Origin of the sequence: Nicoliella lavandulae (assembly GCF_037546185.1) — a bacterium.
In the GTDB taxonomy this organism is placed as follows: domain Bacteria; phylum Bacillota; class Bacilli; order Lactobacillales; family Lactobacillaceae; genus Nicoliella; species Nicoliella lavandulae.
Genome location: NZ_JAWMWH010000001.1, coordinates 1,082,213 through 1,105,637, shown reverse-complemented (window position 1 = coordinate 1,105,637; position 23,425 = coordinate 1,082,213). Strand labels below are relative to the sequence as shown.

At 44.0% G+C, this 23,425-nt stretch carries 1 protein-coding gene; it reads right to left on the bottom strand.

The features are described from left to right. Nucleotides 1-64: 64 nt before the first annotated feature. Nucleotides 65-23,425, bottom strand: a complete 23,361-nt coding sequence (locus tag R4146_RS05150; RefSeq protein WP_339960352.1) for a hypothetical protein — start codon at nucleotides 23,423-23,425, stop codon at nucleotides 65-67.

Here is a 23,425-nt window from a genome sequence, read left to right as displayed (position 1 = left end):
GCAATGTCATGGCTAACTGCGGTATTGGCAGCATTAGTCGTTTGGTTCGCAACCGAAGCGGCGCTTACTGCTTGGTTGATACCACTAGTGGCATCACTGGCCGTATTCGTAGCTTGGCTAGCCGACTGACACTATTGGTTACTTGTGATTGTGCTTGCGCATCTTGATTAGCCCGATCGAAGGCAGCTAATGCTGAACTAGCGGAACTGTTGGCATTGATAAAGGCACTGTTCATTGAATCTTGGTTGAACATGCTGGCAACGGCACTCGCTGATTGTTGATTAACCGATGCACTCGCATTAACGGCTGATGAAGCATCACTAGCAGTAATGCTGTATTGACTATTAGCCGATTGTGCTTGAACTACCGCTTTGGAATTATTACTCAATGCAACGTTAGCGGAACTAGTTTGATGACTTGCTGAGTTAATTTGAGCCATCCCTTGGTTCGCCGTGCTGTTAACTAAGTTCGCAGCGCTCGTTGCTTGGGCGATCATGCTAGCAGCACTTTGGGCTTGCTTAAGTGCATCCGCCCCTGCTTGAGCAGCACTACTGGTGACGTTAGTCAATGATTGAATTTGACTCGCATCATTTGCAACCGATTGGTTAATCATAATTGCGTTGGATAATGCTTGCTTAGCTTGAGCTTGATAACTACTTGCAGCACTGGAATCACCGGCTTGGTAAGCAGAACTAGCGGCTTGATTATTAGTAGCAACATCGCTGGCCGTACTTTGTGCCACGGACACTAGGGCGGCATCAGATGATTGCACGGAACTAGCAGTAGCAGCGGCATTGCTTGCCGTGGTATTGGCACTTGTAACAACTGCACTGGCACTACTGATCGTATTTGCATAGCTAACCAATGAAACGTTAGCAGAGTTAGCACTGGCTAAACTAGCCACGCTGTTATTGGCTACGCTTTGTTGAATTTGATCAGTTTGACTAGCAGTTCCACTAGCCGCACTGGCATTGGAATTGGCTAAGCTAGCTGCGTCCGCAACGGAACTAGCCGTCTTGAATGCAGAGGAAGCCGTACTTGCAGCGACACTAGCCTTCGATTGATCTATTCCCGCTTGGACACTAGCTGAACTAGCAACGGTGCTTTGGGCACTAGCAATTGATGCTTGAGCACTAGCAGCGCTGGCTTGTTGCTTCAAATTATCCAAGAAGCTTTGCGCTTGACTTTGGTAAATGTCACCCGCAGATTGGTCCCCAGTTTGATAAGCATGGTTAGCTTGATCAAATAACGTATTCACATTACTTTGGGCAGTGCTTGCATTCAAGCTATTTTGGGCAGCACTGGCAATTTGAGCTTGTTGGCTAATAACTTGATTGCTTGCACTAGTGGTAGCGAGGCTAGCAATTTGATCAGCATTCATTGAAGCAATGCTAGTCAAACCACTGGTTGCCACCGCAGCAGAACTAGTTTGACCAGTCGCAATGCCAGTTTGTTGATTAAAGCTGGTGGCGCTGGTAGCAAAACTAGCAACGGAACTCGTTGCCTGATTAGCACTACTGTTGATGATTCCAACTGCACTTTGACCACTATTGGCGACCGAAATAGCTGATTGAGTAGCACTAACTAATGATTGCGCTACTTGTTGAGCTGATGCAGCATTGCTACTTGCTTGTTGTGCTAATGATTGCAATCCAGCAGCCACACTTGCTGATGATTGAGCAATCACAGTTGCAGAACTAGCCGTATTGGCATTGCTGCTTGCTTGTTGTTGTGCAGATTCAGCAGTGAAACGTGCTGCACTGGCCGCACTAGCGTTACCAGCGTTGGCATAACTACTTGCCGCAATTGCAGCACTAGCAGCATTGGAACTAGCCTGACTAGCACTAAGACTAGCTTGACTGGCAAGGGATGCATTCACACTCGTGACTGCAGCTGCAGAGCTAATTTGTGGAATCATATTATTCAACGAACTAGCAAAGCCACTTGCAGCACTATTGACGGCACTTGCACTAGCAGCTAATGATTGCACAACTGAATTACTAGAATTCAAGGCAGCAGCAACTGCAACGGATTGGGCAGATTGATTAACCGCACTGGCCACACCAGATACAACTGGGTTCATTGAATTAATCGTATTCGATTGAGCAACTGTAGTTTGATTTGCAGTATTAGCAAGACTGGCAGCACTATTAGCTGATTGACTATTCATTTGAGCCTTGGCATTAGCTTGACTCGCAGCACTAGCGTCACTAACGGCGCTATCGATTGCTGCCGCAATACTTAAGGCTGCATTGATCGAAGCATTCAAGGCCGTTGCTGCACTTTGGCTTTGACTAACTTGCATTGCCACACTTTGGGCATTTGACAATGCCGCACTCGCAGATTGATTAGCTTGTTGAGCCGTAGCAGCATTCGTACTTGCTAATGCAGCATAACTGGCAGCTGAAGAATTAAATTGACTAGCTAGCGTGTAGTTATGATCACTGTTAGCCGAGATAGCTTGGCTAGTCGTGATACTTGCTAAACTAGCGTTAATACTTACGACTGCACTGGCACTACTTGCATTGAGCAAGGCAGCACTAGCACTTTGATAAGCACTTGAAACAACGGCAGCATTACTCTTGGCACCACTATTAGCACTAACTAATGCAGCGCTAGCTTGACTAAAGGCCCCGTTAGCCGCTTGCATAGCTGAGTTATTAGCATTGTTTGGATTATTAACGTAGTTACTCATCGTAGCGCTTTGTTGGTCAGCGTAATTAGCATAACTACTTACCTGACTGCCATTAACGCTAGCTTGGGCATTGACACTTGTAGCACTTTGGGCACTGTCACTAGCCGCACTGGCAGCAATACTTGCCGCCCGACTAGCACTCGCAGCGATAGAATCAGCATCATTGGCACTCGCACTGATGCTGGTTCCCGCATTCGAAGCACTAGTAGCAGTTGCGGATAGCATTTGACTAAGGTTAGTCGTGGCTGTTTCAGCACTTTGTTGATCAACTTGAGCTTGAGCCGCTGCCAAACTAGCAGCACTCACTAATTGATCCGTCGTCTTAGTTGCACTATCTGCGATTGCAGCTTGAGAACTGGCTACAGCCGCTGCCGAAGCAGCAAAGGCTGTATATAATGAACCAACTTGTTGATTACCAGATTGATATGCTGCACTAGCTTGTTGATAGTAACTATTAGCATTACTATTTGCAGAGGTGATCACCACGGCAGTAGATTGAACGACTGCAGATTGAGAAGCAGCCGCACTGTTAGCACTGCTTGCAATTGCTTTTTGCGATTGCGCATTACTGTTCAAACTATTGATGGTGTTCATTAGTTGACCGGCAGCACTAGCATTACTACTGAACGTACTATTAAATGGATCGTTCGATAGATAGCTATTGATGGCTGAAGTCATTGAACTAGCGGCCGTGGTACTACCACTAACTGCACCGGCAGCAGTAGATGCTACTGAGTTATAACCACTAGTAGCATTAAAGTTGCCACTTGCAATCGTTGCATCACTATTAACTGCCGAACTAGCAGCACTGGCATTATCACTAGCGGTGGCAGCACTCTTGGTCCCGCTGGCCGCATCAGATAAGGCACTATTGATGCCATTTGAAGCCTGGTTAAAGGCACTCATTTGAACGGCCATGTTTTGTACGTTTTGGGCGGCACTGGATGCTGCTTGACTAGCCACAATCGTTAATGATTGAACTGAACTAGCATGGTTCACAATTTGTTGCGCAGTTAAGCTAGCAGTGTTAACTGCATCAGCAGCTTGTTTAGCATAACTGTCCCCCGCACTGGAATTACCAGCAAGGTAAGCCGCATTAGCTGACGCATTGTTAGCTGCAACTGCACTAGAAGCACTGCTTAACGTAGTGGTTAAGGATGCATCAGTATTGTGAATGGTATTAGCTACACTAGCTGCACTCGCTGCAACGCTTGCTTGATCACTGGCCATGCTTGCATTAGCTGAGATTTGCGCAATGGCAGCACTCGCCGCATTAGCATAACTAGCAACCGATGCATTCGATGCATTTGCACTAGCTAAGCTAGTTACATTTGAATTGATACTATTAGCAGTACTTGCAATCGCCGTAGCAGATTGATTCATTGTAGCCGCATCAGAAGCATAAGAGTTAGCTGAACTAACGTTAGCTGCATCAGCAGCGGCTGCACTAGAGCCTAATGATGAATTGTACTGAGCTGCACCATTATTCTTTTCAGCATTCGTGGCAGCTTGTGAAGCCCCAGCAATCGCTGAACTAGCCGTACTAGTAGCATTTGCAATTGCTGCTGCAGCCGAACTAGCCGTACTTTGATCAATAATTGCCTGACTAGCAGCGGCACTGGCAACTGCGCTAGCAGAAGCAGCCACCGATGATTGGGCACTGGCAATGGTAGATTGTTGAACCATTGCACTAGCTGATTGACTAGCTTGTTGAGCATATACGCTGCCTTCAGTAGCATTACCATTGCCATAAGCACTATTGGCAGCAGCAACTAAACTAGCTACATTACTATTTGCTAAGCTAGCATTCGATGATGCTAATTGAGCTTGAGCAGTAGCTAAACTTGCTGCTTGGTAAGCACTATTAGCCCTACTGGATTGTACATTGGCATCACTAGCCGCACTAACCGCAGCGCTGGAAGCAGTATTAACGATTGATTGTTGGGCATTAACTACACTATTGTTGCTGTGAACTAAGGCTAAACTACTTACCGTTTGGGCATTGGATTGGGCATTAGAGTTCGAATTACCAGCCGCAACCGCTGCAGAACTAGCCTTAAGCGCATCCGCAGATGCAGATGCTGTGTTGGCAATCGTTTGACTCGTAGCCTGACTGACACTCAATGATGTTTGACTAGCATTACTACTAATTGTGGAGTTATTGCCCGCAGCAGATTGAGCAGCACTAACGGTTGAATTAACGGCACTATTATCACTAGTAGCCATGTGGTTAGCAGCACTGGCTAAACTAGCAGCGTTGCTTGCATCATTGTTCGCACTACTTGCCACGTTCGCAGCATTACTTGCGACACTAGCTGCTGATTGAGCAACACTTTGGGCATTCTTAGCAGCACTGGCTGCTGAACTGGCAATCAGTTGAGCTGAGCTGGCTGCACTGTAGTCACCGTTATTGGCGTAACTAGCGGCAAGGGATGCATTTTGAGATGCTGTTTGGTTAGCAGTAGATGCTGATTGAGCTGCTGAGCTAGCAATTGAACTATTATTATCAGCCGTGTAACTAGCAGAAGTAGCTAAGTCATGAGCCCGGCTAGCCGCTTGACTAGCAGCACTCGCAACACTAGCAGCACTGCTTGCATCACTAGCTAATGATTTAATCGTTGCATTGTTAGATTGACTAGCAGCAACGGATGACGCACTATTAGCAGCTTGGCCCGCAGCACTCGCGTTATCAGATGCTTGAGCAGCATAACTACCAGCCGTGGATTGACTAATCTTAGCATTGGAACTAGCTGTTTGAGCATTGTTGGCAGCAGTATTAGCCCCAGCATTAGCTGAATTAGCTTGCGCTGAGTTAACACTAGCTGAACTAGCAATCTGATTAGCAGCATCAGCATTAACAGCAGCACTCATGGCAGAGTTAAGCGTTTGCTTCAATGCATCGGCACTGCTTTGAGCTGATTGAGCTTGCTTAAGGGCATCTTGAGCAGCTTGATTAGCATTGTTAGCACTTTGACTAGCAGTACCTGCATTGGCAGCATTTTGGTTAGCACCACTAGCGTAACTAGCAGCAATGGAATTGAACTGACTAGCTTGGGTGTAGTTATGCGCACTATTAGCTGAGTTAGCCAAACTGGTGTTGAAACTAGCTAGGCTGGCATTCACACTAGCCATTGAATTTTCATTATTAGCATTTGAAGCAGCGGCACTAGCGAGTTGATTTTGTTGACTTGCCACACTAGCAGCGTTATCAGCAGATTGTTTAACATTCCCTAATGCTGAACTAGCACTATTAAAGGCCGAATTAGCAGTACTCATGGCCGATGTTTGATTATGATTAGCATAGCTGCTCATTACTGCTTGTTGTTGACTAGCAGTTGTTGAGTCATTAGCAATGGAGCTTGCAATTGAAGTGGCTAGTGAACTAGCACTAGCAGCACTAGATGCACTAACGTTTGCACTACCAGCAAATGAACTAGCTTTATCACTACCATTAGCAGCATTGCTGTTCGTATTATTAGCACTTGCACTAGCGCCTTGGTTGGCCGCATTAGCAGCGGAACTAGCACTAGTTAATGCCGAATTCAAACTAGCAGCGGCTTGATCAGCACTCGTTTGATCGTTAGCAGCCACACTAGCAGCCGTGCTGGCAGTAGCGTTAAAGGCAATTACCGTACTGTTGGCACTAGTAGCTAAACTAGCTTGTGCTACTGCAACTGAAGCTGCACTAGCAGCACTAGCAGTATATGCAGATCCATTGGTCGTATCACCAACTTGGTAAGCAGCACTAGCCCGTGCATAGTAAACATTAACAGCACTGTTAGCACTGTTTAAAGTAGCATTAGCACTACTAATTAATGCGTTTTGGGATGTAACTGCACTATAAGCGCTACTTGCCGTTGCCTTTTGACTTTGGGCATCTGAGTTGGCACTGTTAATAATCGTAATTGCACTGTTAGCAACAGATGATGCATTTTGGAAGTTACTATTATCTGGATCACCAGCAAAGTAACTATTAATTTGACTGGTTGTCGTATTACCACTAACTGCAGTGGAACTAACGGCACTCGCAATTGATGCTGTCGTTGAGTTAAAGTTACCAGCTTGGCTAGCAGTAATGGCTTCTGCACTAGCAGTTTGACTAAAGGTACTGATAGCAGATTGAGTCCGATCACTAGCAGATTGAGCTGAACTACTCCCCTGACTTTGATCAGTATTAGCTTGACTAGCTGCACTAGCAGCCCGGCTAAAGGCATCCATTTGAGCGCCCATATTTTGAAGCGCTTGAGAAGCACTTTGCGCTGCCGCACTAGCAACACTGGTTAGTGATTGAATTGCACTAGCATGATTGGATAATTGTTGAGCATTTGCGCTTGCATTTGAAGCAGCAGCACTAGCAGCACTGGCATAGCTACTACCAGCTGAATCATTACCAGCTAAGTAAGCGGAATTAGCAGAAGTATTATCAGATACAACCGCACTGGCAGCACTCGTAATTGAATCATTTAGACTAGCGTCTGAAGCATGAATCCCATTAGCAACACTGGCAGCACTACTTGCAATAGCGGCTTGTGAACTAGCAGTTGCTGCAAATGAACTAATGTTAGCATTAGCCATACTTGCAGCCGTTGCATAACTGGCTAGTGAAACATTGGTCGTGTTGGAACTTGCTAAACTAGCAATACTATTATTGATATTGTTAACACTATTAGCACTAGTACTTGCACTAGTAGCGGTTTGACTAGCAACACTAGCATAGTGATTAGCAGCACTAACGTTAGTCGTATCAGCGCTGATTGCACTATTGGCAATCGAGGTTGCACTACTTACCGTACTTTGGTTACCACTAGCATTGGTATTAGCATTGTGCGCCACCGTTGCAGCTGATTGTGCAGTTGAGTTGGCATTACTGATGGCTACGGAAGCACTATTAGCAGCTGATTGCGCCTTAATGGCATCACTAGCCGCTGAACTAGCCGTAGACTTGGCCGCACTGGCAATGCTTGATTGACTAGTAGCATCACTTTGGTAACTAGCTAAGCTAGTTGCCGCACTAGCAGCTTGTGAGTTCCAGATGGAACCGGCAATTGAATTGCCGGCTTGATAAGCTGACATAGCCTGACTGGTCATGCTATTAACTAGACTAGCACCAGAACTAGCAGCTTGACTGTCTGCAATCGCCTTACTATTAGCTGCACTGGCCACACTAGCAGCACTGGCAGCCACACTAGCTTGTGATTGAGCGACCCCATTAGCTGAAGATGCGATCGATGCATTTTGACTTGCAACGGTATTTGCACTTTGAACAATCGTATTACCACTATTAGCAGCTGCCACGCTAGAAACAGCATTAGCATTACTGCTTGCTCCACTATTGTAACCACTAGTAGCAACAGCAGCTGAACTAGCATCGTTAGCATATGAAATAGCCTTTTGAGCATCGGCACTAGTACTATTAGCTAGACTAGAAGTTTGAGAATTAATATTATTAGCAGATTGGTTAGCACTATTGGCGCTGTCACTACCGTCCTTAGTATTACTAATAGCGTTATTTGCATCATGGTTTGCAGCACTAATGGTTTGACTAGCAGAACTAGTTACAACATTAGCACTATTGGCTTGGCTAGCAGCGGCACTGGCAATTGATGCATTTTGACTCGCAATTATTGATGCACTTTGGGCATCATTGCTTGCACTTTGCGCTAGGCTGGCAGCACTAGATGCAGCTTGAGCATATGAAGAGGCAGCAGATTGGTTACCACCATTAGCTGCGGAACTAGCAAGCGAAGCAGCATCAGATGCAGCGGCATTGTTAGCACTAGTAATCGAGTTAGCTGTACTTGCTTTTCCGGCAGCACTGGAAGCAGTATTGGCAGCCGAACTAGCTACTTGGTTAGCAGAGTTAGCTTCACTGGCAGCTGCACTAGCTACTGACGCTGCACTATTAGCAGCACTGGCGGCAGAACTGATTTCACTGTTACCACTGTTAGCGCTAAATAAACTATTAATTGCACTTGCACTAGTAGTAGCTGCGCTAGCATTAGTACTTGCTGATTGTGCATTAGCACTGGCTGAATTAGCCTTATCACTTGCAATAACCGCATTCGAACTAGTATTCGTGTTATTCGTATTTGTAGCTAAGTTGGCCTGGTTGGCAGTATTGGCTGCACTCGAAGCATTAGATGCGTAACTAGCGGCGGAACTAGCAGTATTGGCTGCACTCATGGCACTATTGATTTGACTAGCTAACCCATTAACCTTGGATTGGTTGGCAATGGCGGCACTAGCTGCTGTACTAGCGTTTGTACTTGCAGTTGCAGCATTTTGACTTGCCGTACTTGCTTGGCTGATCAAGTTCGTAGCGGCACTAGCATAATTAGCTGCACTTTGGTTCAAAGCACTCGCTTGCGTGTAGTTACCCGCATTATTAGCTGAGATAGCTTGACTAGCAAAGAGGCTAGCTAAGTTCGCATTCGAACTAGCTGCAACACTCGTTGCATTAGCCACACTAGCAGCTGAACTAGCGGTTGCGTAATCAGAAGCAGCGGCGCTGCTTTGGGAATCAGTAGCAGTTTTGAGACCAGTAATAGCGGAACTAGCACTATTGACCAAGGAATTAGCCGCACTAATTGCTGCATTACTTGGGTTATTCGTTACTACGTTACTCATTTGAGCACTTTGTTGATCTACTTGAGCTGATGCACTGTTAATTGCACTATCAGCACTGGCAGCTTGACTAGCAGACAATGAAGCACCATTGGCGTTAGCATTGGCTGCACTAGCAAAGCTACTAGTTTGTTGAGAGGCACTAGCAGCAGCACTACTATTTGCATTAGCACTACTATTGCCACCTTGCGTTGCTGAGGCAGCTGCACTGGCAGCATTACTATTAGCAGTGTTTAATGCAGTTGCTGCATTAGATGCATTACTTTCATCTTGAACGGCTTGAGCAGCTGCGGAATTAGCAACACTGCTTAAGCTAGTGATTGCTGCACTCGCACTCTTAGCAACGTCTGCATTACTATTAGCAATTACGGCATTACTTGCCATAGCCGAATTCATTTGTGAAGCAGTGGCGAAATTACCTGCAGCATAAGCAGACACAGCTTGTGAGTAGAAAATGCTATTAGTAGCACTAATAGCTACAAAGGCTGAGCTAGCAGAGCTGATCAAGTTCACATTAGCATTGACCACACTGTTAGCGCTAGCAGCAATGGTCTTTTGACCTTGAGCATCTGAATTAGCACTATTAATAACACTCATCGCACTATTAGCAGCGCTAGCTGCTTGACTAAAGGCACTGTTCTTTGGATCAGAATTGTAGTAACTATTGATTGAACTAGCCGTTTGACTATTCAGAATAGCATTAGAACTAACTACACTTGCAGCCGAACTAGCTGTAAATGCTGCTTGGCTAGTATTGCCTTGAGCTTTAACAGCGTCACTTAATGCCGCACTTGTAACGCCTGAAGCCGAACTAAATTGACTATTAGCATCATTAGCCGCACTAGCTCCACTATGAGCAGCAGAGTTAGCACTAGCGGCATTGCTAGAAGCTTGGTTAAAGGCACTTAGTTGAACTCCCATATTTTGAACGGCTTGACTTGCGGTACTTGCTGCAGTACTTGCTACGCTCGTCAATGATTGAATATCACTAGCGTGATTAGTTAGTTGTTGTGCATTTTGACTAGCTGTAGATGCAGCAGTACTAGCGACCTTAGCATAACTATCTCCATCACTAGAGTTACCGGATAGGTAAGCGGCATTAGCGGCTGCATTATTGGATGCAACTACACTAGATGCAGTTTGGATATTAGAGTTTAGACTATTATCAGTTGATTGAATCGAGTTAGCTACGCTAGCCGCGCTACTTGCAAGCGTAGCTTGCGAACTAGCAATTGCCGCAAATGAACTAATGTTAGCATTAGCCATACTTGCAGCCGTGGCATAACTAGCAAGAGAAGCATTTGCTGAATTAGCACTAGCTAAACTAGCGATACTATTATTCGTATCATTAGCACTCGTTGCACTACTATTAGCTTGCTTAGCACTAGCATCGGCATCACTAGCATATTGGTTAACAGCACTAACGTTAGTCTTATCAGCACTGATTGCACTATTGGCAATCGATGTTGCACTACTTACCGTGCTTTGGTTACCACTAGCATTGGTATTGGCATTGTGAGCCACCGTTGCAGCTGATTGTGCAGTTGAGTTGGCATTACTGATAGCTATGGAAGCACTATTAGCAGCTGATTGTGCCTTAATGGCATCAATAGCCGCTGAACTAGCCGTAATCTTAGCCGCATTAGCAATGCTTGATTGACTAGCAGCATCACTTTGGTAACTAGCTAAGCTAGTTGCCGCACTAGCTGCTTGTGAGTTCCAGATGGAACCGGCAATTGAATTGCCGGCTTGATAAGCTGACATAGCTTGACTGGTCATGCTATTAACTAGACTAGCACCAGAACTAGCAGCTTGACTATCTGCGATTGCCTTACTATTAGCGGCACTGGCTACACTAGCAGCACTGGCAGCCACACTAGCTTGTGATTGGGCAACTCCATTAGCTGAAGATGCGATCGATGCATTTTGACTCGCAACGGTATTTGCACTTTGAACAATCGTATTACCACTATTAGCAGCGGCCACGCTGGAAACAGCATTAGCATTACTACTTGCTCCACTATTGTAACCACTAGTAGCAACAGCAGCAGAACTAGCATCGTTAGCATATGAAATGGCCTTTTGAGCATCGGCACTAGTACTATTAGCTAGACTAGAAGTTTGGGTGTTAATACTATTAGCAGATTGGTTAGCACTATTAGTGCTATCACTACCAGCCTGATTATTACTAATAGCATTGGAAGCCGTTGTAGAGGCAGAACTAACTACGTTGTTAGCTGAACTAGCCGTACTATTAGCTAATGAAGCCTTTGCGGCAGCAGAACTTGCAATCGATGCATTTTGACTTGCCGCGTTCGAAGCATTGATGGCATCACTATTAGCACTTTGGGCTTGTGCTGCAGCACTCGATGCCCGTTGGGCATATGATGATGCAGCTGATTGATCACCACTATTGGCAGCTTGACTAGCTAATGAAGCATCATTAGCGGCATCTGCACTATTGGAGTGCGCAATCGAATTAGCGCTGCTTGCGATTACAGCATTACTATTAGCAGCACTGGCGGCATTAGAAGCCAAACTATTAGCAGCATCTGCATCACTAGCAGCTGAACTAGCAACACTAGCAGCACTATCAGCAACACTCGCAGCTGAACTAATGACACTATTGCTACTATTACTACTGTAGAGACTATTCAAAGCACTGGCACTTTGGCTAGCGGAGCTAGCAAAGCTATGGGCAGTCTGTGCATTCGTATTAGCTGTAGTCGAATTGGACGTGGCTAAGGATGCATTAGAACTGGTATTAGAATTGATTCCACTAGTAGCAGCACTAGCTTGGTTAGCAGTATTGGCTGCACTCGAAGCAGTAGATGCGTAACTGGCAGCCGCACTCGCAGTATTGGCCGCACTCATGGCACTATTAATTTGACTAGTTAACCCATTAACCTTGGCTTGGTTGGCAATGGCGGCACTAGCTGCTGTACTAGCGTTTGTACTTGCAGTTGCAGCATTTTGACTTGCCGTACTTGCTTGGCTAATCAAGTTCGTAGCTGCACTAGCATAATTAGCCGCACTTTGGTTCAAAGCACTCGCTTGAGTGTAGTTACCCGCATTATTAGCTGAGATAGCTTGACTAGCAAAGAGACTAGCTAAGTTCGCATTCGAACTAGCTGCAACACTCGTTGCATTAGCCACACTAGCAGCTGAACTAGCAGTTGCGTAATCAGAAGCAGCGTCGCTGCTTTGGGAATCAGCAGCAGTTTTGAGACTAGTAATAGCGGAACTAGCACTATTGACTAAGGAATTAGCCGCACTAATTGCTGCATTACTTGGGTTATTCGTTACTACGTTACTCATTTGAGCACTTTGTTGATCTACTTGAGCTGACGCACTGTTAATTGCACTATCAGCACTGGCAGCTTGACTAGCAGACAATGAAGCACCATTGGCGTTAGCATTGGCTGCACTAGCAAAGCTACTAGTTTGTTGAGAGGCACTAGCAGCAGCACTACTATTTGAAGTAGCACTATTATTCCCACCTTGCGTTGCTGATGCAGCTGCACTAGCAGCATTACTATTAACAGCATTTAATGCAGTCGCTGCATTGGATGCATTACTTTCATCTTGAACGGCTTGAGCAGCTGCGGAACTAGCAACATTAGTTAAACTAGTGATTGCTGCACTCGCGCTTTGCGCTAATTGAGCATTTGTATTTGCCAATGCTGCATTGGATTTAGCTGCGACAGTTGCTGCACTAGCATCGTGTAAGTTACCAATTGCATACGCAGAAGCAGCCTGTGAGTAATAGATTGAAGTTGTAGCATTAATAGTTGCAATTGCCGAAATCGCAGAATTAATTACAGCTATATTTGAACCTACATTGCTATTAGCAGTACTTGCAATCACCTTTTGATTTTGTGCATCAGTATTTGCACTATTAATAACCGTCATCGCACTATTGGCAGCACTTGACGCTTGCTTAAAGGTACTATTACTTGGATCAAGGTTGTAATAACTATTAACGGAACTAGCCGTTTGACTATTCAGAATAGCATTAGAACTAACCACACTAGCAGCTGAACTGGCAACAATGCTATAAGAATTAGTTGCACTTTGACTACCTGGTGCATGTAAACTAGCGTCACTAATTACATCAGAAGCAGAGCTAACTTGACTATTTGCATTACTTGCATCACTAGCTCCACTGTGAGCAGCAGAATTAGCACTATTTGCATTGCTTGAGGCCTGGTTAAAGGCGCTCATTTGCACTGCCATATTTTGAACATCTTGTACAGCATTAGAAGCAGCCGTACTTGCCACTGCAGTTAATGATTGAATAGCACTCGCATTGTTCGATAATTGTTGCGCATTTTGACTAGCAACCGTAACGGCAGAAGTTGCTAATTTAGCATAACTATCACCATCACTATTATTACCAGTCATATATGCTGAATTTGCCAAAGAATTGTTAGATTGAACAGCACTGGCAGCATTCTTAATGTTCGTATTTAAGCCATCATCAGAACCATGAATGGTATTAGCCGTATTAGCAGCACTTTGAGCTAATGCAGCTTGTGAACTAGCATCACTTGCAAATGAAGATAATTTAGCATTAGCAGAACTAGCTAAAGTTGCATAGCTAGCTAATGATGCGTCTGATGCATTCGCACTGGCTAAACTAGCAATTCCATTATTAAGGGTATTGATACTATTGGCATTAGAAACTGCACTAGAAGCATTAGTAGAAGCCACAGATGCATAACTATTTGCAGCACTAACATTGGTAGCATTTCCACTCATTGCACTATTGGCAATTGAATTAGCACTATTAATAGCAGATTGGTTGTTACTTGCATTTGAATTAGCATTGCTAGTTGCATTTGCTACTGATTGAGCCTCACTAAAGGCCACACTAGCAGCAATCGAAGCCTGATTAGCAGATGATTGAGCATCAGTAGCGAGTTGAGCAGCACTCTTCCCTACTAAAGCTGCTGAAGCAGCAGTTGAGCTTTGGCTAGATGCATCCGCTTGTTGCTTAGCCATCCCACTAGCAGCAGTCGATGCTTGCTGAGCGTAAATGTTTCCATCAGCAATGTCCCCATTTGAATAAGCGCTATTAGCCTGTGATATCAAGCTATTAACATTACTTACGGTTAAACTAGCATTATAAGAATCTAAATTAGCATTGGATGCAGCTTGACTAGCCACTTGGTAAGCACTATTAGCGATCGAAGACTGCGTATTTACGGTCGAAGAAGCACTTGCAATCGTTTGAGCAGCTGAATTAACAATTGATGTCTTGGCACTGATTACAACATTACCCGAGTTAGCAGTTGATAAGCTATTAGCAGAAGTAGCCACTGATTTAACATCATTATTATTACCACTAACTGCTACTGAAGCAGAACTAGCAATTGCACTATAATTAGCAGCTGAATTGGCGTCTGCATTGGCAGCACTGGCATTGGTATTAATATTAGTAGCACAATTGTTAGCTGAACTAGCAACACTGGTATTACCACCAGTAGCAGATGCCGTTGCCGTAGAAGCTGAATTAGCAGCACTATTGGCACTGTTAGCTATACTATTAGCTAAGCTGGCAGCCGTATTAGCACTATTGGCAATTAAACTATTAACAGCCGCATTTGAGGCTGCGATTGAGGCCGCTTGATTGGCAGCTGATGCTTTACTCAATGCTGCATCAGCATCAGATGCTGCTTGACTAGCAACGATCCGTGATGAATTAGCAGCACTACTATTCCCGGCACTGGCAAAACTATTAGCTTCGCTCGCAGCAGCACTAGCACGATTATTAGCGTTAGATGCATCAGTAGCAGCTGAACTCGCGATAACTGCATTACTACTTGCAGTATTGTAATTATCATGTGCCTTGCTTTGGGCATCAGCAGCTGCACTTGCTGCAGAGTTAGCTGAACTTACTGCAGCATTGGCACTATTAGCCAATGAACTAATGTTGGAGTTATTTGGATTAGCGCTGGCAATAGAACTAGCTGAACTAGCTAACGCTTTAGTTGCACTAGCAAATCCAGCAGCAGAGTTGGCATCACTAGTAGCATTATTGGCATTACTGCTTGCTTGGTTGGCATATGAGCTAGCACTGGTTTGAGCACTATTGGCACTATTATTATCTGCACTGGCTTGATCAGCATAGCTCTTAGCTACTACCGCGTGACTAACGGCTACACTCGCATCATTCGCAGCACTCATCGCACTAGTGATGGAATTGGTGATCTGATTAGCACTGGCTTGGGCATTAGCAGCTAGACTAGCAGCTTGTTGAGCGGAACTAGTAGCATTATATGCATTTTGACTGGCAGTTTGAGCAGCAGTAGCATTTTGGCTAGCTAGGCTAGCATAGCTAGCGGCGGCACTATTAAATTGACTAGCTTGCGTATAGTTTTGAGCACTATTCGCAGAGTTAGCCTGGGAAGCATTATAGATAGCTAAACTAGCATTAATACTAGTCAACGTATTTTGACTATTAGCAACAGATGCAGCTGAACTAGCTAATTGCGCTTGTGAACTAGCAGCTTGGCTATCAGCATCGGCACTGCTCTTTAATGTTGATAGTGTTGCACTGGCACTATTGATAAACGAACTAGCACTACTAATCACTGGATTACCAGAATTAGCAACGGTATTAGCATAACTAGTAATGATACTACTTTGTTGCGTAGCATTATTAGCATCTGAGTTAACGTAGCTATCAGCGATGCTAGCATTCCGATTAGCATCATTAGCATTATTAACGTCAACATTAGCACCACTAGCAAAACCATTAGCACTGGTTAATGCACTATTTGCTGAATTATTAGCACTCGTTGCACTGTTACTATTTTGCGTATTCGCAGAATTAGCAGCAGCAACAATTGAACTCAACCCATTACTCATTGCAATCAACGCTTGACTAGCAAGTGATTGATCAACTTTAGCTTGTGATGCGGCTACAACAGCTGAGTTGGTCCAGCTACCAGTCGTGGCAGCAGCACTCGCAGCAATAGAAGCCTGGGTACTAGCTGCTATGGCTACTAATGATGCATCACTAGCATAGGAGCTCCCGGTATTAACATCCCCAGCAGCAAATGCACTACTTGCTTGCACGTAATCATTGTTAGCACTTGAAACCGCACTGATGGCACTAGCGTTAGCAGCATTGATTAATGCCGCTTGAGAAGAAACTTGTTTGTAAGCACTATTAGCAATACTGCTTTGGACTTGAGCATCACTATTCGCGTTTGTGATCGTAACGACCGCACTGGATGCAGCTGCAGAGTTTTGTTTGAACGTACTGTTGGCTGGATCATTAGCATAGTAACTATTAATTTGGCTATTGATCGAACTAGCAGTGTTCACATCACCAGATGTAACCACTGCAGCTGATGATGCCGCAGTATTTGCAGATTGAGCAGTTGTGGAGTCACCATTAGCCGTATTAGCGGCCACCTTAGTAGCGTCACTGGCAGAATTAGCACTGCTAGTGGCAGAACTAATGGCTGCACTACCACTATTCGCAGTATTGTTCATGTTAGTTATGGCACTTGTAATACTTGAAATGGCACCACTTTGAGCATTGATTTGGTTAATATCTAAGTTAGCTTGACTAGCGGCTTGACTGGCTACATTCGTTAATGACTTGATTGCATTAGCATTTGAAACTGCACTTTGCGCAGCAGTAGAAGCACTCGCAACCGTAGCCTTAGCTGAGCTAGCATAACTATCACCTTGTGATTGATCACCAGCTAGATAAGCAGACTTAGCCAAACTGTCATAACTAGATACAGCAATTGCATAGCTAGTAATACTATTGTTCAAATCATTCAATGCGCTATGCGCGCTAGCAGCTGAACTGGCGGCACTGGTAGCGATACTATTCTGTAAGCTAGCGTCACCATTGTATGAATTAATGGCTTGGTTAGCAGAACTAACTAGGGTTGCATAACTAGCGATCGATTTATCATTCGGCCGTTGTGAAGATAATTGAGCAACCGATGAATTAGTATCACTAGCCGCATTTGATGATTGGACCGCATTCGATGAATCGGCCGAAGTAATTGCAGCATATGAATTAACACTGCTCAAGTTAGTATCACTACTTGCTAATAAACTACTCATCAAGGACTGGGCACTAGTGGTTGCAGAATTATTGTCAGCACCGTTTGAAGCCGCTTTATTCGCATTGCTAGTAGCGCTGCTAGCCGCACTGAAAGCAGCTAGTGCTGCATTAGCAGCATTAGCAGCATTGCTTTGATCGATTAACGCTTGTGCAGCAGCAGAACTAGCCGATGTAGTTACTGTTTCGGCACTTGTCTTTTGATTGTTAACATCAGTTTGATAACTCGTCAAATTAGCCGCTGATTCGGCAGCTTGGGAATTTAAAATGCTCCCTAAAATAACGTTACCAGAATTATAAGCAGCAACCGCTTGACTCGTTAAATTGTTAATCGTTTGAACCCCTTGGCTAGTAAGCCGATTATCCTCACTAGCTTGGTTAGCAGCAGAACTGGCTACTGAATAAGCACTGCTTGCAATCGCCGATTGATTGTTAACATCACTTAATGCTTGTTGAATTACTTTGGCTGCTGAACTAATTACACTGCTATTTCCAGCAGCAATACTGTTATTAGCATTAGCAGCAATCAATGAATTAAGCATATCAGCAATGCTACTAGTGTTCTTACTGTATCCAGAGACCGCAACGGTAGCAGAACTAGCTACTGAAGCATAAGATTGGGCAGAACCAGCAGTTACTGACACCGCATTATTAACATTAGAAGTAACACTAGCGATACTACTTGCAGATTGGTTATTATTACTTGCTGAACCACTTCCGTTATTACTTGCTGTGGATAGAGTAGCTACCGCACTAGCAATACTATCCACTAAGCTAATTTGGAAACTAGCTTGATGAGAATCAGCAGATGCTTGACTGGCAGCTTGACTAGCAGTACTAGTAAGCGTTTGGATACTATTGCTATTGGCAGTAATTGATTGATTATATCCTTTAGCACTGTTTAAGGCAACTATTGCTTGAGCAGAGTATATATCACCGTCACTATCGTCTCCATTATTATAAGCTGAATTGGCTAAGCTATTGTTTGAAGTTACCGCAATCGATGCACTGGCAAATGAACTAAGTAATGATTGGTTCGCATTACTTAAAGCAGTTACAGTAGCTGCGGCACTATTAGCAAGACTAGATTGACTAGCAGCATCACTGTTGTAGCTATTAATTGATAAATTAGCAGCACTGGCTGCAGAAGCATAGCTAGTTAAGGACGCATTACTAGAATGTGAATTAGCTAAGTCTACCAATGAATTCGTCGTTTGCGTAGCAGAGCCAGCAGAACTACTCAATAGGCTTGCATAGCTTGCGGCTTGACTAGCGTATTGGTTGGCAGAATCTGAATTAATGTTTGCACTACTAATCGATTGGTTAATGGCATTACTGTACTGTGCAGCAGCATTGTTATTGTTAGACGTGTTTTGAGTCCGCTTGACTGAGTCACTTGCACTACTTAATAAAGTTGCAGCAAGACTAGCAGCTGAACTAGCAATTGATTGTTGAGTAACTGCAGATGCTGCCGCATTAGAAGCAGCATTAATGGCAGTAGAAGCCAATGATGATTGCTTAATAGCCTCATTAACATAACTTTGCATGGCACTCGCAGCACTAGATGCTTGTTGGTTTAGGATCGTCCCTAGCGTATTATTACCAGTATTGTACGCACTAACGGCTTGACTAGTTAGATTATGCACGTTGGAATTTGCACTAGCAGCATTCATGTTATTAGCACTAGCTTGACTTTGAGCATCAGTTAAATAATCAGAATTAGTGTTAACGACTGAAGATAGTGAACTAGCTAGACTGGCAGCTGCACTAGCAACGATTGCTAGCGATTGGGCAGAATTATTGGCAGAAGCTACGACGTGATTATCAGAATTAGCACTGGCCATTCCACTAATTTGGCTCGCAATCGTTTGAGTCGATCCATTGTACCCACTAGCAGCGGAAGATGCAGAACTAGCAATACTTACATATTGGCTAACTGATTCGTTTTTAACTAGAGCGTTATATGATGAAGTTTGAGCACTAGCGGTGTCACCCTGGGCATTAATGCTATTTGCAGAACTATTACCAGCCGCAGAACCAGAATTAGCACTAGCGACACTTCCGGCTGAATTAAGGGCATCATTAGCGATATTATTATCCTTTTCGGCTGCTTGACTAGCATTAGTGGCAGCATCAGCCGCATTTTTGGCATTATTAGCAGCAGCAATGGCAGCTGATGCAGCTGAACTAGCATCTTTAGCTGCATTATCGGCAATCGTTGCTGTACTATTAGCAATTGCTCTAAATGATCCAGCAGCTGAACTATCCCCCGCTTGAGCAGCACTACTTGCAGATTGAGCTGCAGATTGGGCAGCTTGGTTCGCACTGGAGGCATGTTGGTTAGCAATTACTGCTGCTTGATTAGCCTTATCAGCTAAATCCTTTGCACTATTAGCAGCCGAAGCAGCACTAGCAACAATTGAATTTTGATTTTGCGCATCACTAGCAGCAATTGATGCTTGTTCAGCAGCCGACTGAGCAAGTGAATTATTAGGCGCACTTGCAGCAATACTAGCAGCATAACTAGCGGCAGCTGAAGCAGATGCCGCACTAGCATTAGCTTTAGATGCATTTAAACTAGTTGAAGCAGATGCTGATTGAGCTACATGGTTGGCACTTTGGGCGTCATTAGCGGCAGAACTAGCTTGAGAGCTAGAAATAATAGCATTACTATTCCCAGCTGAAGCGTTTTGCGCAGCACTACTTGCCACTGCTGCTTCACTGGCAGCAATTGCCGCATTGGATGCCGCAGTAAATAAGCTATTAATACTATCATTAATTGAAGAAGCAGCTTGTTCATCTGATTTAGCTTGGCTAGCAGCCGAAGCAGCAGATGATAATTGACTGTCTGTAGCAACAGATGCCTGTTTAACATTATCCACATTTTGCGATGCAATAGCAGCATAACTAGCGGCATATGAATTATACATACTTGCAATATCGTAGTTATTTTTACCCACATTAAATAGCGCTAAACTAGCGTTTATTGATGCTTGTAGAGCAGCACTACTTACGATACTAGCTTGAGTAGAAGTAGCCGAAGCGGCACTAACGGTTGCTTGATATGCTGAACTTGCAGCGGAAGATTGATTATAAGCATCACTATTAAGCTGGCTTAACTGAGCAATATTACTATTGATAAGGCTATTATCATTGATCAATGCAGCGTTACTTGAGTATTGATTCAAGTATCCACTAACAACCAATGAAACTTGTTGGGCATGATTAGAATTACTATTGACCACAACACTAGCAGAACTAGCAGCTACCGAATAACTAGAAGCACTTGAAGTAGCATTAACTGCCCCAGCATAGTAACTATTGGCTTGGCTACTAATTGCACTAGCCTCACTACTATTATTGTTTGCTGAACTCACATTTGAGGCAGCAGAAGACTGTGCTGCATTCGAATCAGCAATAGCATTGCTAGCCGCAGCATAATTAGATGCTGCTAAACTAGCCAATACAGAAGCATTGGAAACGTCATTTTGAACGTTACTTGCAGCTTGAGAAGCAGTTTGATTATATTGACTCAATTGCGTGGATTGCGTGGCAACCGTACTAGCTTCTGAAGAAGCTGCAGAGGCGATTCCAGATGCTAAGTTGGCATAACTATCACCACTAGCTAGATTACCCTCATTGTAGTATGAAATGGCCAATGAATTATAATTAGCAACTGAAGCCGCTTGTGAATTAACTAAACTAATATTACTGTTCAAAGATGGTACTAACGCACTAGCTTGACTGCTTGCTTGATTAGCTGCACTATTTTGGGATGAAGCATCATCACTATAGCTGCTTACACCGGAGTAATCATATCCAACCGCACTAGCATATGAGCTAACGATGGCATTATTACTGTATTGACTAAATAAGTTCTTAATGGATGAACTAGCAGATGATGTTTGTTGATAATAGCCACTCATGGTCTTGACAGCAGAACCAGTAATGGCTGCATATGAGCTAGTATCATTAGAATGGGAACTAACTAGACTCACCCCACTACTAATCATACTTAATGCTGCTGAAGCGACGCTACTATTCTTGGCAACGTTTGCGGATCCATTAGCCGCTGAGCTGATCAATGCATACTTACTAGCGGCTAATTGTGCAGCCGAACTAGCAATTGATTGATCATTAATTGCTTTACTGTTTGCAGCTGAAGCCGCCGTACTGTTATTTTGGGCATTAATCAATGCATTTGATGCAGATTGCAATAATGCTTTCATTGAACTTTGACTGCTAAGTACTGCATCCCTAAATGCGTCTCCATTAGTAGCGCTTCCGGCATTATAAGCAATGTATGCAGATGAAGCATTGGAACTAGCAGCACTCGAAATATAATTAGCAGCAGCAATATAACTATTAGCTGCACTAATTGCACTACTAGCCGCTATAGAATAGTTAACAGCATTAGTACTTTGAGCCGCTGCATCTAGATTAGCAGTTGAAGCAGCCTGTGAAGCAGCTATAATATCACTATTTTGCGTTTGGATGTAAGAATTACTAGGGTTGTTAGCAGCAATTGCACTAGCTGAGGCAGCATTAGTGGCAGTAGATTGAGTATAGGTATTAGTAGCATTAGCATAGCTTGATGTAGTGGTGTTAGAACTGCTAGTTTGGTTAGCAACCCCAATCATCGAATTAGCCGTACTAATGACTTGTGCTGCGTTAGTACTAATATCTGTTTCCGCATTTGCAACTGAAGAACTACCATTAAGTGCCTGTGAAGCCGCACTGCTCAATACAGCTGCAGCTGATGTAACAGCATCATTAGCTGATACTGCTACACTCTTATAATTATCAATTGCAGTTGAATCAGCAGCCGCAGCGGCAGCGGCTGCTTGGGCGGCACTAGCTGCACTTGAAGCTATACTGTCTTGAGATGATGCTACTGCAGCCGCAGCTGATGCAGCCGAATGGGCAGCACTAGCTGCATTCGCATCCCCGTTCTTAGCAGCCGTACTAGCCGCTGCATTAGCTGAAGCTGCTGTTGAATTTGCTGCATTAGCTGAAGCTGCTGCCGTACTAGCAGCTTGACTAGCAACACTCGCAATGGAACTTTGTTCATTAGCATGACTGGCAGCTTGACTAGCTTGCGATGCAGCATTCGAAGCCACCGAAAGGTTAGACTTAATAACATTATTAGCACTATTGACCGTAGCATTACCCTTATTTTGATTAGCTAATTCTTCGGCACTAGAAGCCGCAGATGAAACTTGTTGGAAGTTACTATTAGCAGTACTTGCTGCTGAAATCGCAGTTGATGCATTTGAACCAGCCCCTTGGGCAACATTACTAGCTGCAAAAGAAGCCGCATTAGCGGTATTACTCTTAATTCCGGCTTCAGATGCTTTTTGGCTAGTGATAGAAGCTTCAATACTAGTTTCATCAGCATTACTTTGAGCAACATAAGCAGCACTAGCACTCGTTAATTGGTTATTAACATCAGTTGCAATTGAACTAGCAGCACTGGCATCGCTAATCGCCTTACTCCGGGCACTAGTTGCACTCGTTTGCAAACTACTAATTTGATCAAAATAACCCGACGCACTACTAGTATTAGCATTTAATAATGCTAGGTATGAATTAGCTAGTGAGTTATTTGAACTCCCACTAGCAAAGTCGTTATTAGCATATGCTGATGAAGCTAATGAAGCATAACTAGTCACATTACTTAGTAGAGATGCATTTTGCGAACTAGTTGCACTGGCAGAATTTCCTAAGCTCATCATAGTTAAATAGGCAGAACTCATATATGCACTTTGAGTATTTGCATCCGTACTAAGCGCACTTAATGAACCTAAGTCATTATAAAATGCACTATGTGCGCTACTAACCACCGCATTACTAGGATAAGCTGAATAATAAGCATCCATATTACTCTTAGTTAGACCATTAGCAGAAGCGAAAGTGCTTTGAACAACACTATTAGCACTATTAGTGCTATTAACTAAACTATCAGCAGAACTTCGTCCAATATTAACGGTCGAAGCAAGATAGCTATTAGCCAT

Excerpts from the sequence above, each read along its gene's own strand:
- R4146_RS05150 (WP_339960352.1), bottom strand. The coding sequence starts at position 23,425 with ATGGCTAATAGCTATCTTGCTTCGACCGTTAATATTGGACGAAGTTCT.